This is a genomic window from Micromonospora foliorum, assembly GCF_022229015.1.
Classification (GTDB): domain Bacteria; phylum Actinomycetota; class Actinomycetes; order Mycobacteriales; family Micromonosporaceae; genus Micromonospora; species Micromonospora foliorum.
Map to the genome: position 1 here is coordinate 1 of NZ_JAKKFF010000037.1, position 17481 is coordinate 17481.

Below are 17481 nucleotides of genomic sequence, written 5' to 3' on the forward strand. Positions count from 1 at the left end.
GCCGACGACCTGACCCAGGAGACGTTCCTGCGGGCAATTCGCAACCTGCCCGGCTTCGCCGGCCGCTCGTCGGCCCGTACCTGGGTGTTCACCATCGCCCGACGCGTTGCCGTGGATCACGTCCGGACGGCGGTGGCCCGGCCGAGGATGGCGTCGGTGCCGGACTGGCAGGCGGCGGCGGAGGCCGCCGGCGCGATCACTGCCGGTGCCGACGAGGGCGTGACCCTGCACCAGCTGATCGCCGGTCTGACCCGGGAGCGCCGCGAGGCGTTCGTCGCCACCCAGGTGCTCGGCCTGTCCTACGCCGAGGCGGCGGACGTCTGCCAGTGCCCGGTCGGCACCATCCGTTCCCGGGTCGCCCGGGCGCGCGAGGATCTCGTCGCCGCCTGGCAGGCCGACACCGACCCGGGCCACGGGCGACGAACCGGCTGACCTCCACGAACTGCTTCGCCACGCCACCTGACATTGATCCATGCCACTTCGGCGGCTACCCTCGGCTGGCCCGTGGTCGACTGCGATCGTACGGAGACCGGCGATGAACCACGAACACCCACCCGTCTGCTGTGGCAGCTACGGGGAACGGCCGCCGACGGGGTTCAGCCGTCGTGGTCTGCTGCGCGGCACCGTGTTGGCCACCGGTGCCCTCGCCGTCGGTGGTGTCGTCGGCCTGCCGGGGGTCGCGTCTGCCGCACCCGCCATCTACAACCCGTTCGCCGTCTACCGGATCACCGGAACCTGGCAGGACCACCTGAACAGCGGTTCGCTGGGCGGCATCGACTTCGGAATGGGCGTCGGGACCAACCTACCGGCCTGTGGCGCCGGCACGATCCAGAAAATCCCGAACAACGGCACGGGCGGGCATACCGTCACGATCCACCACGCGGACGGTTACCGCAGCCAGTACCTGCACCTGTCCCAGTTCCTGCTGGCCAACGGCACTGCCGTGAGCGCCGGTGCGATAGTCGGACGGTCGGGAGGGGCGGTGGGCGCTCCTGGTTCCGGTAGCTCCACCGGCCCACACCTGCACTGGCACATGATCAACCCGAGCGGTGTCCGGATCAACCCGCTGACCTACATCGGCCAGAACCCGGGTGGCGGTGGCCTGCCGAAGACGTCCACCGAGCAGGACGGCATTCCTGGCACCGTCTTCTACATGCGGATGCAGAACTGGTTGCGGATCACCTCCGGCTATACGGGCCCGATCGACGGCGTGCCCGGCGTGCGGACCTACGCCGCGCTGCAACAGGCCCTGCGCGGCTACGGCTACAGCGGACCGATCGACGGCGTGCCGGGGACGAACACCTGGAAGGCTGTCCAGCGGCTCGCCTCGGGGTGGGGTTACACCGGCCCGATCGACGGGGTGATGGGGCCGAACTCGTGGCGGGGCTTCGCCCGGTTCCTCAACCAGGACCAGTGGGACTGACCCGCTCGGCCACCCTGCCGTCACCGTCGCGCTGAACGCGGCGCTCAGCTAGACCGCGCGGCACGTCACCCCCGTACGGTCAGCGCCACCGGTCGACGACCGGTGGCGCTGACGTGGAGCGGGTGTACCGGCCGTCAGCCCAGGCGGGCCTCGATGGTCTCGATGATGCGCGGACGCAGCTCGGCGGCGCGGATGACGGCGTCCACCGAGCCGACCTCGACGGCGCGGTGGATGTTGTGCACCCGGTCGAACTCCGCGGCCACCTCGCTCAGTTTCTCCGCGCGCACCGACGAGCGCAGCTCGTCGAGCTCCGCGGTCAGCGCGGCGCGTTCGGTGCCGGTCGCGGCGGCGGTGCGGGCCTCCAGGTCCCGCACCCGCGGGTCGGCCGCCGTACGGGCGTTGACGTCGGCGGAGAACACCACCGCGGCGGCGGGTGCGCCACCGAGCACCGAGGCGAACGAGCCCTCCAGCGCCAGCACCGTCATGTTCGGGTTCAACGCCTTCGAGAACACCACGAACGCCCCGCCGTGGTAGCGCGAGATCACGCAGAAGACGATGGGTCCCCGGAAGTTCACGATCGCCCGGCCGATCTCGGCGCCGTACTCCAGCTGCAGCTTGCGCATCGACTCCGGTGAGCCGTCGAAGCCGGACAGGTTCGCCAGCACGACGAGCGGCCGGTTGCCGCTGGCCGCGTTGATCGCCCGCGCGGCCTTCTTCGACGAGCGGGGGAACAGCGTTCCCGCCGTGTACGTGTCCGGGCCGTCGGTGGGCGGGAAGCCGTGCCGCGGCACCGACCGGGACTCGATGCCGAGCAGGCAGACCGGAATGCCACCGAGGTGGACGTCCTGCACGACAGCGGTGTCCGCGTCCGCCATGCCGGCCCAGCGCTCCAGCACCGGGTGGTCCTGGTCGGAGAGGGCCCGCATCACCGTACGGATGTCGAACGGCTTCTTGCGGTCCGGGTTGGCCTCGACGGAGAAGATCTCCCCGACGGTGGCGAAGGCGCTGCCCGCCACGTCGTGCGGGAAGTCGGAGATGTCGCGGTCGGTCGGGTCGGTGGTGACCGCCCGTCGGGGCGCGTACTCGCCGGGCGCGACGTACGTGTGGTCGTAGTGCGCCATCACCACGTCCCGTGCGGCCGTCAGGTTCGGCGCCCAGTACTGCGCCTGCCCGTTCGGCCCCATCACCCGGTCGTAGCCGCCGATGCCGAAGTTGTCCTCGGCCGACACACCGCCGGAGAAGTCGAGCGACTGCTTGCCGGTGAGCACCATCGCCGAGTCGGGCGTCATCACCAGGATGCCCTTGGTGTGCATGAGCATCGTCGCCTCGGCGTTCCAGTACGGCTGCGCGCCGACGTTGATGCCCGCGACCACGATGTTGATCTCACCGCCGGCCTGGGTGAACTCGACGATCCGCTTGAGCGCCGCGGCCACCCAGTCCATGTTCTCCGTACCGGAGGTCATCGAGATCCGCGCCCCGGCCGACAGCGCCCACCACTCCAGCGGCACCTGCATCCGCTCGGCCAGGTCCAGTGCGGCGATCACGCGCCGGCACTCCGGCTCGGACAGGGCGCCCAGCGACTTCGTCGGGTCGCCGAGCAGCACCACCCGGGTGACACCTTGCGGGTAGCGCTCGGTCGGCGTGGTGACCACCCCGGCCACGATGGCGGCGCCGTTGCGCCCCTTCGGCCGGTCCACCGGCACCAGCACGTGGTGGTCGTCGAGGTCGTACTCGACGAAGTCACCGAGCCGGCCGGTCAACTCGTACGGGTACACGGTGTTGCGGCTGCTGGCCCGCAGCACCTTGAGTCGGTACTCGTCGAGCGGCTCGATCGGCTCGACCGGCGGCTCCCCGACGGCCAGTTCGGCGCCGCCCGCGGCGTCGAACGAGATCCGTACGGCGATCCTGGTCAGCTCGCCGGTCCGGCGGTCGCGCTGCCGCGCGATGAACAGGATCTCCTCCAGGCCGGCGCCCGCGGTCGTCGGGCGGACCCGCCCGGCGATCATCTCCATCTCCTTGCGGGTCAGCTCGCTCGGCGGCCACACGTAGACCACGATGCGGTTGGTGTTGAAGCGCGTCTTCGACGGCCGCCGCGACTGGGCGCGGCGGATCGAGTCGAGGCAGGCGGCGATGGCGTCCTCGGTCGTCGGCAGCGCGACCAGACGGCCGTCCTGCTCGCGAAGCTCGGTCAGGTCACGCACCTGCGCGAACGCGACGAGGCGCTCGTCGGCCCGGTTCTCCCGCGCTACGCACTGGAAGAGGTAGACCTCCTCGTCCGACGACGGCAGCCGGGTCAGGTCGAACTTGTGCAGCCGCTCCAGTTGCATCCGCTGCGCGATGTACGGGTGCAGCCCACGGATCAGCCGGTCCTCGGTCAACTGGGCGCCGGACGGGCGGAAGGTGAAGTGGTGGTGCATGACCGCCCCGCCGCGACCCGCGACGGTGGTGGTCACCCGACGGACCTGGGGCGGCAGCGGGTGCGCGGCGATGACCTCGGCCAGCGCCGCCGCCATCGCGTCGAAGTCCTCCGGCTGGTTCTCCCAGCCGAGGTAGATGTCGGCGTCCACGGCGTCCTCGCCGGTGGCCAGCTCGGCCAGCCCGCGCAGTGCGCTGCCCAGCGCGTCGAAGCTCACCGCGGCGGAGACCACGCTCGAGTCGGCGCGTTCGGCGACCACGAACGTGCAGTCCCCGACCGCGCGGGTACGCACGCTGGTGAGCGACCGGTTGCCGTAGTACCGCCGGGTCAGCACCTCCAACATCACGGCGTTGTCGAGGTGGTCGCGGACGAGTCGCTGGCCGAGGAGCCGGACCAGCGGCTCGGTGCTGCGCACCATCCGGGCGATGCGCTCGTCGCGGTCCGCCGCGTCCGGGTGCGCGTCCAGGTGCCGCAGGTGCCCACGGACCTCGGCGTAGACCCGGGCGCGGTTGCGGCGCAGCAGCGGTTGGGCGAACCAGGCGAACACCACGCCGCGGGCGAGGTCCGCGACCACGGGGAAGCGGACCTGCGTCGCGGCGATCAGCCGCTCCAGCGCGAGACCGGCCGGCTCGCGCAGCGTCTCGTCCGGCGGGGTCTCCCGCAGCCAGGCGCGCAAGAGCGCCGCGACGACCTGCGCGTCCGCGGACGCGCGCTGCTGGGCGAGGAAGATCCGGAAGACGGCGGCTTCGAGGGCGGGAGTGCGGTCCAGGTCGGTGACGCCGTACCGGCCGAGCGCCTTGCCGAGCCTGGTCTGGAAGGCCTCCGGCAGCCCGGCCCGCTCGACGTCGAGGCTCTGCAGGTAGGTGTGGAAGTACTCCCGGGCGCTGTGCACGTGCGCGGCGCCACCGTCCTCGCCCGTCGGCCGGTTGCGGCTCAGCTCGGCGAGGTCGGCGAACACGTCGATGAGGTCGAGTTCGGCGGCCAGGGGCCGCTGTCCGGCTTCGGTGGCCGCCCGCCGTGCGGTGAGGTAGTCGTCGAGCACCCGGCGGTCGTCGTGCGGGTCGACGTCGAAGCCGAGCAGTAGACCGCGAAGGTCCTCCTGACCGCGCCTGCTGCGCTCGTCCGCCGGGATGTCCGCGGCGGCGGTGGGCAGGTCCAGTTCGACGGTCTCGGTGCTCGGGTCGTCCGCGGTCTCCTCGGCGTCGTCCGCGAGCGGCTCCAGGCGCAGCAGCGGCGCACCGGCTTCCACCTGGCTGCCCACCGAGACGGCGCACTCCTTGAGTCGCGCCCTGAACGGCGCCCGCAGCACCGTCTCCATCTTCATCGCTTCCAGCACCAGCACCGGCGCGCCCGCCTCGACCTCGGCGCCGACCTCCAGTGGTGTGGCGACGACAAGCGCGGGCATCGGGGAGCGCAGGACGCCACCCTCGTCCCGGCTGACGCGGTGCGTCACGCCGTCCACCTCGACCAGGTGGGTCGGCCCGTACGTGCCGGTGAGCAGGCGGTAGCGGATGCCGTTGACGACGATCTGACCGGTGTGCCGGTCGAAGCGGTCGAGTTCGACGTCGGCGGTGCGCACGACCGGGCCGGTCTCGATGCCGACCCGGAACCGGTGCGCGCCGACGCGCGCCACCCGTGTGCGGTAACCGACGCCGCGCAGCTTGAGGTCCAACGGTCGGCCGCTGGCGTGCTGCACCTGCGGGCGTCCGCCGGCCGCCGTCGACAGCAGCCGCTGCCGCTCGACGCGCTCCTCCTCTTCGTACGCCTCGATGGCGGCGGCGGCCAGGGCGACCGCGGAGTGGCGGTGTGTGACGAGCCGTCCTTCGCCGCGGACGCGGTCGATCCAGCCGGTGTCCGCGCTGGCGTCGATCACCTCGGGCTGGTCGAGCAGGTCGAGCACGAAGCTCTTGTTCGTCGCCCCACCTTCGATGATCACAGTGGTGTTCGCCATCGCCCGGCGCAGCTTGCCGAGCGCCTCGTCGCGGTCACGGCCGTACGCGATGATCTTCGCGATCATCGAGTCGAAGTCGGCCGGGATGGTGTCACCTTCGCTGACGCCGGTGTCCACCCGGATGCCGGGGCCGCTGGGCAGGTCCAGCCGGGCGATGCGGCCGGGCGACGGCGCGAAGTCGCGGTCCGGGTCCTCGGCGTTGAGCCGCGCCTCGATGGCGTGCCCGCGCTCGGCCGGCGGCGAACCTTCGAGTCGCCCGCCGGCGGCGACGTGCAGCTGCGCCTTGACCAGGTCGAATCCAGTGGTCAGCTCGGTGATCGGGTGCTCGACCTGCAGGCGGGTGTTGACCTCGAGGAACGCGAACAACCGGTCACCCGGGTGGTAGAGGAACTCGACTGTCGCCGCGCCGCGGTAACCGACCGCGACGGCCAGCCGTTCGGCCGACGTTTTCAGCTCGGCGACCTGCGCCGGGTCGAGCACCGGCGACGCCGACTCCTCGATGACCTTCTGGTTGCGTCGTTGCACCGAGCAGTCGCGGACGCCGAGCGCCCATGCGGTGCCCTGTCCGTCGGCGATCACCTGGACCTCGACGTGCCGCGCCCCGGTGACCAGGCGCTCCAGGAACACGATGCCGCTGCCGAAGGCCCGTGCCGCCTCCTGGCTGGTGCGCTCGTACGCGTCGACCAGCTCGGCCTCGTTCCTGATCACGCGGATGCCGCGCCCGCCGCCGCCCGCGGTCGCCTTCAGCATCAGCGGGTAGCCGATCTCGGCCGCCGCCGACTGGGCGGCGGCGAGGGTTTCGACGGCACCGCGACTCCACGGCGCGACCGGCACACCGACCTCCTCGGCGATCAGCTTTGAGCCGATCTTGTCGCCGAGTTGGCGCATGGCGTCCGGGCTCGGCCCGACGAAGGTGACGCCGATCTTCTCGCACAGCTCGGCGAACGCCGGATCCTCGGCGACGAAGCCCCAGCCGACCCACGCGGCGTCGGCCCCGGTCGTGGTCAGGGCGCGCTCCAGCACCGCCAGGTTGAGGTAGGGGCGGGCGGATGCCGGGCCGAGGTCGTAGGCGATGTCCGCTTCGCGGACGAATGTGGCGTTGCGGTCGACATCGGTGTAGAGAGCCACGGTTTCGAGCTGGATGCCGGTCTCCGCGGCCAGCTCGCGGACCGCGTGGATGAGCCGCATGGCGGCTTCACCACGGTTGACGATGGCGACACGGTTGAACACCCGAAAAACCCCTTAGCTAGACCTCGACCTGCGTGCCGTGAGACGACGGCTCCCAGCAGTGATCACCTTTCCGGGTGACGGCGTCCAGCGCTATGGCGCAACCACCGAACCCACCGTCCCTCAGTTGTAGGAAGTGCACAAAACTTTTTGGCACCCCGGGGACCGCGTCGACGTCCTGGCCGCTCCGGCAGTTGATCAAGACGGTGCGGGCGGTTCACGTCCGCAGCCTCCCGCGTTCACCCCGGAGTGATCGGCTGACCAGGAAAATCATCGCCGGACCGGTCAACCGCCGGCCCGGCTCGACCATCCCGGCCCAGGCCAGGAACGCACCAGGAAAGGAGCGGCAATGAGGTCACCGCACCTCGTACGCCCACGTCTGGCGCTGCTGCTCGCGGCGGGGCTGACCACGCTCGTCACGCCGGCCGGCGTCGCCCACGCCGCGACCGCCACGGTACCCGCGACGGCCACCCCGATCACCGTCACCTCCACCGAGCAGCTCGCCCCGGGCGTCACGTACGGCTCGTTCGAGGTGGCCACCCCCCGAGGCGTCACCGTCGGTTACCTGCTCACGGCCGACCTCAGGAAGAACACGGTCTCCCTGGACCTGCTGCACCCCGACGCGGTGGCGCAGCGCAAGGTCGTCTCGGCGATGACGAACGAGCAGGGTGCCGTCGCCGGCGTCAACGGCGACTTCTTCAACAACAGTGAGACGCACACCGGCGTCACCCCGACCTACTCGTCGTCCGGTCCGGAGATCGCCGACGGCGAGGAGTTGAAGTTCGCGGTGCCGACGGCGCAGCGTTTCGGCCCCGGCCTGGCCCCCGGCACCTCGACCCGCGACGTGTTCGGCGTCGGCGTGAACGGCGAGGCGCGCATCGACACCCTGAGCCTGGACGGCGAGGTGCGCAGCGGAAAGGGCACGATCGCGCTGGGCGGCCTCAACCAGTACGCCCTCCCGGTCGGCAGCGTCGGCCTGTTCACCGCCGACTGGGGAACCGCCTCCCGGGTCCGGTCCACCTGCGGCAGCGACACGAGCCGCAGCGACCCGTGCAGCACCCACACCTACGAGGTGACCGTACGCGCCGGCGTGGTGACCGCGGTGGGTCCGACGCCCGGCGCGGGCGCGATCCCGGCCGACACCCAGGTGCTCGTCGGCCGGGAGGGCGGCGCGGACGCGCTCGACGACCTCGCCGTCGGTGACCGGGTGCAGGTGCGCGACAAGCTGGTCTCCGCCGGCAAACCGAAGCTGACCTTCGCGGTCGGTGGCGCGCCGATCCTGCGCGACGGTGCGCCGCTGGCCGGCCTGGACACCAGGACCGCCGCGGTACGCAGCGCGGCCGGAGTCAGCCCCGACGGTCGGACCGTCTACCTGGTGGCCCTGGCCGGCCGCGCCCCGGCCAGCGCCGGGTTCACGATCGCCGAGCTGGCCGACCTGATGCGCTCGCTCGGCGCGGACGCCGCCGTGAACCTCGACGGCGGCGGTTCGAGCACGGTCGCCGTCCGCGAGCCGGGCCAGGCCGCGGCCACCGCCCGCAACAGCCCGTCCGACGGTACGGAGCGAATGGTCGCCAACGGCATCGGGATCTTCGTGGGCAAGCACTGATCGGTGCACCCGCTCGAATTCGCCCCGCCCGGTACCGCCCGGACGGGGCGAATTCGCGTACCGCCCTGGGGCGTCGAGTCGGGCACGGTGACCGTCAACCCGCTACGCGGCCTCTCCCGAGCGGACCGGGCCGCCGTGACCGAGCAGGGGCAGGCGCTGGCGTCCTTCCTCTCCGACAACGACAGCGACGGGTACGGGTCGGTTCGTCTCCCCGGTGACGGACCAGGACGGTCCGACCCCGGGGAGACGAGGAGATCAGTCGACGGTCGGCGGCGCCGTCCTCGCCGCCTCGGCGAGCGCCGCCGCCGCGCCGGCGTACGGGTTGTAGCTGTAGGTGCGGGCCAGGCCGGTCGGCACCGTGAAGTACGCGGCCGACAGTTTCGCCGGGTCGCTGGCGATCTCACCCCGCGCCGGGGCGTCGTTGCCGTCGTCCCAGCCCCAGGGCGCGTTGGCCGAGTTGGTCGAACAGCTCCAGGTGCCGACGCCGCAGTCGCCGGACGTGTCACCGGCGAACGTGCCCAGACTGGCGAAGAGGCTCGCGGTGGACCGCTGCGCCCACAGGCCACCGGCGGCGAAGATGTCGATCAGCTGGTACCGCACGTCGCGGTCGTTGCCGCTGCTCGGCGTCTCGGCGACGGTGGACGGGTAGTAGACCAGACCGTCGCCGTTGATGTCGTACTGCGGGTGTGCCTTGAGGCCGTGGCCCTGCGCCTCCTGCGCCGTCACCGGGTGCTGGAACGTGTCGTGCGGTGACGCCTGGAACCGCAGGGTGCCGTCGACGCTCTCCGCGCCGCTGGTCCAGGTGCTGCCGGTCGGCGTGTAGGAGAAGAAGTCGCTGTGCGCGACCGTGACGGCCGAGCGGAGAACGCCGTACGGGGAGCCGTCGCGCTCGATCGCGAACAGCGCGCCCTCACCGTCGTTCTCGTGCTCGGTCTCGAAGAACGGGTGGTCGGTCCAGTCGCGGGGGTGGAAGAAGAAATACGTGATGTACCAGTGGGTGCTCGTCTCCACGACGGAGTAGTAGACGTGCGCGGCGAGTGCGGTGCCTGCCTGGCCGGCCCGATCCCAGTTGTTGCGTCCGTCCAGGTCGCCGTCGAAGTCGACCCGGGTGAGGTAGTCCGACTGTCCGCTCAGGGCGTGGCTGCCGGTGGCGTCGACGTCCTGGTAGTGGATGGGCGCCCAGCGGAGGGCCAGTTCGGCCCGGCTGACGGCGGCGCTGGCGGGGGTCGGTGCGGCCAGGGCGGCAGCCGCCAGCACTGCCGCAGCGCCTGCCGCGACCAGTGCCCTGACCACCCGGGGTCGCCGGGTCGTGCTGTTTGCGTCGAGCATGGTGTGCTCCCGTGTCCGAATGAATAGACCACAATGGATCATCCGGGGTTCGGGCACCCTGCGGGTGTCCCTGCGACGACGAGAAAGCGGACGAATCTCGACGGGATCGGGATCGGGTTGTATCGATGCTCACCGGCTGCCATGCTGTGGTTCGGTCGTGCTCGGGGAGCCAGCGCGCACCAGATCTCCTCCGGCCCACGGGGCGCACGAGGTGGCCCTGTCACCCGTGCCGGGCAGCCTCGTCGGCGACCGGAAACCCGAGCGCGGCACCGGCTATCACCTCGGTCATCGGTGCCCGGTAACCACGGAGGTACCGATGCTTCGCATGTTCCTCGCTGTCACGACCATGGCCCTGGCCGCCTGGACCGGGACGACCACCGCCGCCGAAGCGACACCCACGCCAACGCCGTCGGCCACGCCGACACCGACGCCGACCTGCCCACCAGCGTTGCCGATCAGCGCGAGCGTGGCCGGGGCCACCACCACCAGCGTGACCATCTCGTACGTCATCTTCTTCCGACCGCCCTGCGGCTACGACCCGCCGATGACCGTCAGCCTCTTCGCCAGCCGCGAGGACGCCCAACAGTGGCGGGCCCCGGTCGCCGAGGGCGTCTCCGGGCCGGAGCGCAACGGCTCGGTGACCATCGACGGGCTGACGCCCGGCACGGAGTACTGGTACCGGTTCACCGACGTCGAGGGCCGGCGGGACCCGTACGTGATCGCCTCGGCCCGCACCGCCTCGCTGACCTCGTGCCGGGCGACGGCCACGATCGACGCCCAGTGGGGCAGCGGCTTCGTCGCGACGGTCACGGTCCGCAACACCGGGACGCTGCCGCTGGACCGGTGGCGCGTCTCCTGGCGGTGGTCCGGTGACGAGCGCATCCAGACGGTCTGGGGCGGGGCGGCCGAGACAGTCGGCACCGACGTCACCGTTCGCAACGCCTCCTACAACGGGACGCTGGCGCTGGACGGGGCGACGGCCTTCGGCCTGCTCGTGACGACCAGCGCGGTGCCCGAGGGCCTGACCCTGACCTGCGACCGGTGAACTGCCTCCGCCCCGCTCCGGCGCGCTGGCGGGAGCGGGGCGGACGTCGTGTCGGTCAGGGTTTGCGAGCCACCGCGCCGTAGGCGTCGATCCCGACGGCGTCGGACTCCTCCGGTCGCCACAGCGGAATCGGCACCAGGCCCGGCTCCACCATCGTCAGCCCGTCGAAGCAACTCTCGAGCTCCTCCGGGCTGCGCAGGATGTACGGGACTCCGCCGCTCTGCGCCAGCCGGTCGGCACCGGAGACCACCGCCGGGCTGGTGTTGGTGCCGTCCCAGAGCACCAGGTGGGAGCCGGACGGCACCGCGTCCATCGTGCGCCCGACGATCGAGCGCACCACGTCCAGGTCGGGCTCGTAGCCCATCACGCCCATGTACATCACGGCGATGGGCTGGTCGAAGTCGAGCGTCTGCGCCGCCTCGGCGAGGATCTTCTCCGGGTCGTGGTAGTCGGCCGGTACGTAGGTGGTGACACCCTCCGACGTCGTGCTGGCCAGCAGTGCCCGCGCGTGCACCAGCACCATCGGGTCGTTGTCCACGTAGACGATCCGCGAGTCGGGCGCGACGCCCTGGGCGACCGCGTGCGTGTTCTGCATGGTGGGCAGGCCGGTGCCGATGTCCAGGAACTGCCGGATGCCCGCCTCGGCCGCGAGGTACCGCACGGCTCGCACCAGGAACACGCGCGACTGCTGCGCCATGAGGACGATCTCCGGGTAGACCTCGGCGACAGCGTCGCCGGCCGCCCGGTCGGACTGGAAGTTGTCCTTGCCGCCCATCCAGTAGTTCCAGATCCGTGCCGCGTGCGGCACGTCAGGCTGAAGCTTCGCGGCGAGTTCGGGGTCCGGGCCGGCCATGCCTGGCTCCTATCGAGGGGTCGTCAGCTGGAGGTCATCACAGCGGTACGCCCGGGATCGTACTCCGGCAAGGTCCACTGTCGACGCAGGGTCGGTGGTGGACGGCACTTCACCCGACCTGGGGTCTTGAAATCCTACCTTCCTGGTAGGAAAATCGACCGCATGCCGCTCGTTCGGTTGTTCACCTCCCGCCGGGTCGTCGACCTGATGCGGGTCGCCGCGCAGCTCTGTCCAGGCGCGCCCATCCCCGCCTGAACGGGCTTTTTAGCCCTCGCCTGCCCGGTGTCCGCCGCCGGCTCCGCGACCGGCGCGCGACCGGTCACCCCGCACCCCGCGAGCGCGGAGGTGCACCCCGTCGAGGAGGACCTGTGACGATCAACGACGCCCCCACACCCACCGCCGTGGACCCGTGGCCCGAGTACGACGAGGAATGGCGGCGGTGGCACCGACGCCACGAGGAGGCGCGGGCCGACCCGCACGGCTTCCTCGCCGTCACCGGTCTGCACTGGCTCACCTCGGAACCGCAGCGTTTCCCCGACGTGCCGGGGGAGTGGCACACCGGCGAGGGCGGCCCGGTGGTGGCTCTCGGCGGCGACGAGGAGCTGACCGTCGACGACCAGCCGGTTCGGGGCCGGCACGTGTTCGGGCCGATCGCCGAGCGCGGCGGCGTCACCGTCGGCATCGAGGGTGGGGTGCTGGAGGTGGCCCGCCGGGGTGGGCACGACATCCTCCGTCCCCGGCACCCGGATCACCCACTCCGTGTCGCCTACCGCGGCACCCCGACCTATCCGCCCAGCCGCCGATGGGTTCTGAGCGGGCGCTTCGTGCCGTTCGACGACCCTCGGTCGACCACCGTCGGCGCGGCCGTGAAGGGGCTCAAGCACGTCTACGACGCCCCCGGTCGGATCGAGTTCGCCGTCGACGGGGTGCCACTGAGCCTGACCGCGTTCGACGGCCACGTGCCCGGGAGCCTGTCGGTGCTGTTCACCGACGCCACCTCCGGCGTCACGACCTATCCGGCCAACCGGTCGCTGACGGTCGGTGCCCCGGACGAGCAGGGGCGGGTCAGCCTCGACTTCAACCGGGCCACCAACCTGCCGTGCGCGTACACCGACTTCGCGACCTGCCCGCTGCCCCCGGCGGAGAACCGGCTGCCGATCGCCGTCGAGGCCGGCGAGAAGTCCCCGTACGAGCGGCTGGCTACCGACCGTTCGTAGGCCCAGCGGACCAACCCCTCGGAGGATCGCCATGACCCAGTCCACCGACGCTCCGATCGACGCCGACAGCGACGCGCTACGGACGTTGCTGCGCCACCAGGCCAGCACTGTCACGGTGGTCACCGCTCCCGGCTCGCCGGCGGTCGGCTTCACCGCCACCTCGTTCACGTCGGTGTCGCTGGCGCCGCCGATCGTCTCGTTCTGCCTGAACCTCGGGTCGTCGAGTTGGCCCGCGGTCGCCCGTGCCCGCCACGTGGCCGTGCACCTGCTCGCCCACCATCAGCAGGACCTGGCCCGGACCTTCGCGACCAGCGGCATCGACCGGTTCGCGACACCCACCCGCTGGCGGGCCGGCCCGGAGGGGGTGCCGATCCTCGACGACACCCTGGCCTGGCTGTTCTGCCGGGTCGTCGACCGGGTGACCGTCGGCGACCACGCCGTGGTGCTGGCCGAGCCGGAGGTGCTCCGGCACGCCGACGTCGGTTCGCCCCTGCTGTACCACCGGGGGCGCTACGCCGGGCTGGCCGGCGACCAGCACGGGGTGGTCCGCCGTCCCGCCGCCTGACCAGCGGTGTCGCATTCGCGATCCACGATGAGGGGGAGGCCGTGCGCGCGATCGTCGCCGCTCCGGACACGCCTGAGGGGTTCCGGCTGACGGAGGTGCCCAATCCCGTCCCCGGCCCCGGGCAGGTCCTGGTCGAGGTGCGGCACGCCGCCGTCAATGCCGGCGAGATCCGGCACCTCGGGGTCTTCCCGGCCGGGAGCGTGCTCGGGCACGACGCCGCGGGTTACGTGGCGCGCGGCGCGACCGACGGCTCCGGCCCCCGCGAGGGCGAGCGTGTGGTCGCCTTCGGGGCGGGCGCGTGGGCCCGCCTCGCGGTGTTCGACGTGGACAGCGTGGCGGTGGTCCCCGCCGTGGTCGACCTGGCGGAGGTGGCCGCACTGCCCATGGTCGGCCTGACCGCGCTGCGTACCTTGCGGACGTCGGGCGCGCTCCTCGGTCGACGGGTGCTGATCACGGGGGCGTCCGGAGGCGTGGGTCGGGTCGCCGTCCAGCTCGCCCGGCACGGCGGCGCGTACGTGGTCGCGGCGGTGGGCTCTGCGGCTCGTGGCGCCGGGCTGGCGGCGCTGGGTGCCGACGAGGTGGTGGTCGGTCTCGACGCGATCACCGACCCGGTCGACGTGGTGCTGGAGACGGTCGGTGGCCCCTCCCTGGTGACCGCCTGGGGTCTGCTGGCCCCGGGTGGGGTGCTGCACAGCATCGGCTGGGCGTCCGGCGAGCCGGCGGCCTTCCCGGTGAACTCCACGTTCGCTCCCGGCCCGGCACGGACCCTGCGGTCCTTCGGCGACGCCACCGCCGCGGGGCCGGATCTCGCGGTCCTGGCGGATCTCGTGGCACGTGGGGTGCTGCGCGCGCCGGTCGGCTGGCGCGGTTCGTGGCAGCGTCTCGGGGAGGCGGCCGACGCGCTGCGGGGACGCCGCGTGGCCGGCAAGGTCGTGCTCGACCTGGATTGAGGGTGGTGGCTCCCGGCGCTGACCCATCGGTCAGGCGCAATCCCTGTAAATCCTATAGCCTTAGTAGGTTATACGTCAACGAATCGACGCCCACCCGTGCGATAGCCGACATCCGGCGACGGATTCGTTGACACCGCGGGGCTCTGGAGGTGGACTCGGCTCATGTCCAGCGAGCTGCGGCTGACGATCCGCGGCCACATCGACTTCGGTCGAGTGTGGTCGAGTTCCTGTCTGGCCTGACCCGGCACCCTCGCCCGTAACCCGGCCCGCCGCACCGGCCGCCGGGGTGGGGCGCACCGCCGCGCCGCCACCGCACCGACACCCTCACCGGCCCACGCCCCCTGCGCGGGCCGGGTGTCGGCACACCCGCATCCACCTGCCTGGACAGGAGAACTCACCATGCCCGCAAGCCGTCTGCGAACCCTGGCCGCCGCCGCGCTCGCCGCACTGCTCGCCGTCGTCGCCGGCTGCTCCACCGGTGCCGCCCCGGCCGCCGAGGCGACCGGCCAGCCCCGCTCCGGTGGCACCCTCACCTGGGCCGTGGAGACCGAGCCGATCACCCTCAACCCGCACCAGTACGCCCAGGCCAAGGCCCGCCTGCTGGTCTGGAACACCTTCGAGTCGCTGCTCACCTACGACCAGCAGGGCAAGCTCGTGCCCTGGCTCGCGACCGGCTGGACGGTCGCGCCGGACGGGCTGACCTACACCCTGACGCTGCGTGACCGGGTCACCTTCTCCGACGGCACGCCCTTCGACTCGGCCGCCGTCAAGGCCAACGTCGACAAGCTCCGGGAACCCGGGTACGCCCCGGCCGTCGCCGCCGTCCAACTGCGCAACCTCAAGGCCGTCGAAGCCGTCGACCCGCGCACCGTACGGCTCGTCCTCAGCGCGCCGGACGTGCTCATCCTCGACTTCCTGGCCTCCCCGCAGGGCGCGCAGATCTCCCCGACGTCGCTGCGTCAGGCCAAGAACCTCAAGGCCGGTGGCACCGACGTGGTCGGCACCGGGCCGTTCGTGCTGGAGCGCTACGTCCCCGGCCAGGAGCTGCGCTATCGACGCAACGCCAGCTACGACTGGGCGCCGCCCACCGCGACGCACACCGGCCCGGCCTACCTCGACGGGATCACCTACCGGTTCCTCAAGGAGTCGTCGGTGCGCGTCGGCGCCCTCACGTCGAACCAGGTGCAGCTCGTCGAGGGGGTGCCCGCCACGGATCAACCGCTGATCACCGGCAACCGGACGCTGCGCCTGAGCCGCGAACTCAACTCCGGCTCCGCCTACTCGTACTACTTCAACACCTCGCACGCGCCCTTCGACGACCTGCGGGTCCGGCAGGCGTTCCGGGAGGCCGTCGACGTCGAGGCCGTCCTGAGGTCCGTCTACCGCGACACCGCCACCCGCGCCTGGAGCGTGGTCAGCCCGTCCAGCCCGCTCTACGACAAGCGCCTCGAAGGCGGCTACAGCGGCGACACCGCCAAGGCGAACACGCTGCTCGACCAGGCGGGCTGGGCTGCCCGGGACGCCGACGGCTACCGGGTCAAGGCCGGCAAGCGGCTCACCGTACGGCTCGTGCAGTCCGCACCCTTCGTCCGGGACCGCCGCGACGTCCTGGCCCAGGCCGTGCAGGCCGCCGTCAAGCAGAGCGCCGGTATCGACCTCAAGGTGTCGCTTGTCGACCAGGGCACCGCCACCGACGCGTTCCAGCGCAACGAGTACGAGGTCTTCGACAACTCCCGCGCCGACACCGACGCCGGCGCCGCGCTCAACCTGCTGCTGCACTCGAAGGGCGGCATCAACCGTACCCAGGTCAACGACCCGCGAATCGACCGGCTCCTGGAGGCCGGTCAGGCCGCCGCCGACCCGACGAAGCGCGCCGGCATCTACGCCGAGCTGCAACAACAGGTCGTCGCCGACCAGGCCCTGCTGCTGCCCCTGTACGCGCCGGCCGACCAGATCGCCGCCAGCACCGGCGTCGGCGGAGTGCGCTTCGAACCCACCGCCGGGGTGCCCGCCAGCGCGTACGACCTGTGGATCGGCAAGTGACATGAGCCGACCACCCGTACGGGCCGTGGCCCGCCGACTCGGTGCCGGCCTGGTCGTCCTCTGGGTCGCGGCCACCGCCGCCTACCTGGCGCTGCTGGCCGCCCCCGGCGACACCGTGGACAACATCGTCGGCGACGGTGCCGACACCCCGCAGATCCGTGCCGAGATCATCGCCGAGTGGGGCCTGCAGCGGCCGGCCGTCGTGCAGTACCTCGACTACCTCGGGCGACTCGGCGGCGGCGACCTGGGCCGCTCGTACCTGTTGCAACGCCCCGTCGCCGAGGTGATCGGCGAACAACTCGCCCCGACCCTGACCCTCGCGGTCGCCGCCGCCGGGCTCGGGGTGCTGCTCGCCCTGCTCGTCGCGGTGGCCACCGCCGGGGACCGGCGACCGTGGCTGCGCCGGGTCAGCTCCGGCACCGAACTGCTGCTGGTCTCCTCCCCACCGTTCCTGATCGGGCTCCTGCTGCTCAGTGTGCTGTCGTTCCGGTTCGGGTTCTTCCCGGTCTCCGGTGATCGGGGGATCGCCGCGTTGGTGCTCCCCGCCATCACCCTCGCGCTGCCCATCGCCGGACTGCTGGCCCAGGTGCTGCGCGACGGCATCGACAGAGCCCTCGACGAACCCTTCGTGCTCACGGCCCGCTCCCGCGGCCTACGGGAACGAACGGTGTTGGTGCGCCACGCGGTGCGCCACGCCCTCCTGGCGGCCGTCAGCCTGGCCGGCTGGGTCTTCGGCATCGTGGTCGGCGGGACCGTCATCGTCGAACAGGTCTTCGGTCGGCCCGGCCTCGGCCAGGTCACCCTCACCGCGGTCACCACCCGGGACATGCCGGTGGTGCTGGCCGTGGTCACCCTC

At 71.9% G+C, this 17481-nt stretch carries 12 protein-coding genes; 9 read left to right on the plus strand and 3 right to left on the minus strand.

What is annotated here, in order from left to right; all coding sequences use genetic code 11:
* Both PSH25_RS03805 and PSH25_RS03810 read left to right on the plus strand, forming a co-directional pair.
* The coding region (locus tag PSH25_RS03805) for a sigma-70 family RNA polymerase sigma factor (RefSeq protein WP_238657675.1) at positions 1-432 on the plus strand (432 nt) is incomplete at its 5' end.
* 103 nt (positions 433-535) lie between these two features.
* Positions 536-1423 carry a peptidoglycan DD-metalloendopeptidase family protein gene (locus PSH25_RS03810; protein WP_238657676.1) on the plus strand — a complete coding sequence of 296 codons (888 nt, stop codon included), beginning with the start codon at positions 536-538 and terminating at the stop codon, positions 1421-1423.
* 134 nt (positions 1424-1557) lie between these two features.
* Here the strand turns inward: PSH25_RS03810 and PSH25_RS03815 are convergent, their stop codons facing one another.
* A complete protein-coding gene (locus PSH25_RS03815) occupies positions 1558-7020 on the minus strand; it encodes an ATP-binding protein (RefSeq protein WP_238657677.1) in 5463 nt (1820 codons plus the stop codon).
* A 346-nt stretch (positions 7021-7366) separates the two neighbouring features.
* On the opposite strand from PSH25_RS03815, the gene PSH25_RS03820 reads away from it, so the two are divergent.
* Complete coding sequence (locus PSH25_RS03820) at positions 7367-8623, plus strand: phosphodiester glycosidase family protein (RefSeq protein ID WP_238657678.1); 1257 nt, start codon at positions 7367-7369, stop codon at positions 8621-8623.
* A gap of 255 nt (positions 8624-8878) precedes the next feature.
* Here the strand turns inward: PSH25_RS03820 and PSH25_RS03825 are convergent, their stop codons facing one another.
* Positions 8879-9952, minus strand: a complete 1074-nt coding sequence (locus tag PSH25_RS03825) for a hypothetical protein (protein ID WP_238657679.1) — start codon at positions 9950-9952, stop codon at positions 8879-8881.
* A gap of 316 nt (positions 9953-10268) precedes the next feature.
* On the opposite strand from PSH25_RS03825, the gene PSH25_RS03830 reads away from it, so the two are divergent.
* Positions 10269-10997 carry a cellulose binding domain-containing protein gene (locus tag PSH25_RS03830; RefSeq protein ID WP_238657680.1) on the plus strand — a complete coding sequence of 243 codons (729 nt, stop codon included), beginning with the start codon at positions 10269-10271 and terminating at the stop codon, positions 10995-10997.
* A 55-nt stretch (positions 10998-11052) separates the two neighbouring features.
* On the opposite strand, the gene PSH25_RS03835 is transcribed toward PSH25_RS03830, so the two are convergent.
* Positions 11053-11850 carry an SAM-dependent methyltransferase gene (locus PSH25_RS03835; protein WP_238657681.1) on the minus strand — a complete coding sequence of 266 codons (798 nt, stop codon included), beginning with the start codon at positions 11848-11850 and terminating at the stop codon, positions 11053-11055.
* 368 nt (positions 11851-12218) lie between these two features.
* On the opposite strand from PSH25_RS03835, the gene PSH25_RS33875 reads away from it, so the two are divergent.
* The 5 genes from PSH25_RS33875 to PSH25_RS03860 all read left to right on the plus strand — a co-directional run.
* A complete protein-coding gene (locus tag PSH25_RS33875; protein ID WP_238657682.1) occupies positions 12219-13067 on the plus strand; it encodes a DUF1684 domain-containing protein in 849 nt (282 codons plus the stop codon).
* A gap of 31 nt (positions 13068-13098) precedes the next feature.
* On the plus strand, positions 13099-13632 hold the full coding sequence (locus tag PSH25_RS03845) for a flavin reductase family protein (RefSeq protein ID WP_238657683.1): 534 nt from the start codon (positions 13099-13101) through the stop codon (positions 13630-13632).
* Between the two features lie 41 nt (positions 13633-13673).
* Positions 13674-14582 (plus strand): zinc-binding dehydrogenase, encoded by a 909-nt coding sequence (locus PSH25_RS03850; protein ID WP_238657684.1) that lies wholly within the window; start codon positions 13674-13676, stop codon positions 14580-14582.
* A 399-nt stretch (positions 14583-14981) separates the two neighbouring features.
* A complete protein-coding gene (locus PSH25_RS03855; RefSeq protein WP_238657685.1) occupies positions 14982-16625 on the plus strand; it encodes an ABC transporter substrate-binding protein in 1644 nt (547 codons plus the stop codon).
* A 1-nt stretch (position 16626) separates the two neighbouring features.
* On the plus strand, positions 16627-17481 hold an 855-nt coding region (locus PSH25_RS03860), incomplete at its 3' end, for an ABC transporter permease (protein WP_238657686.1).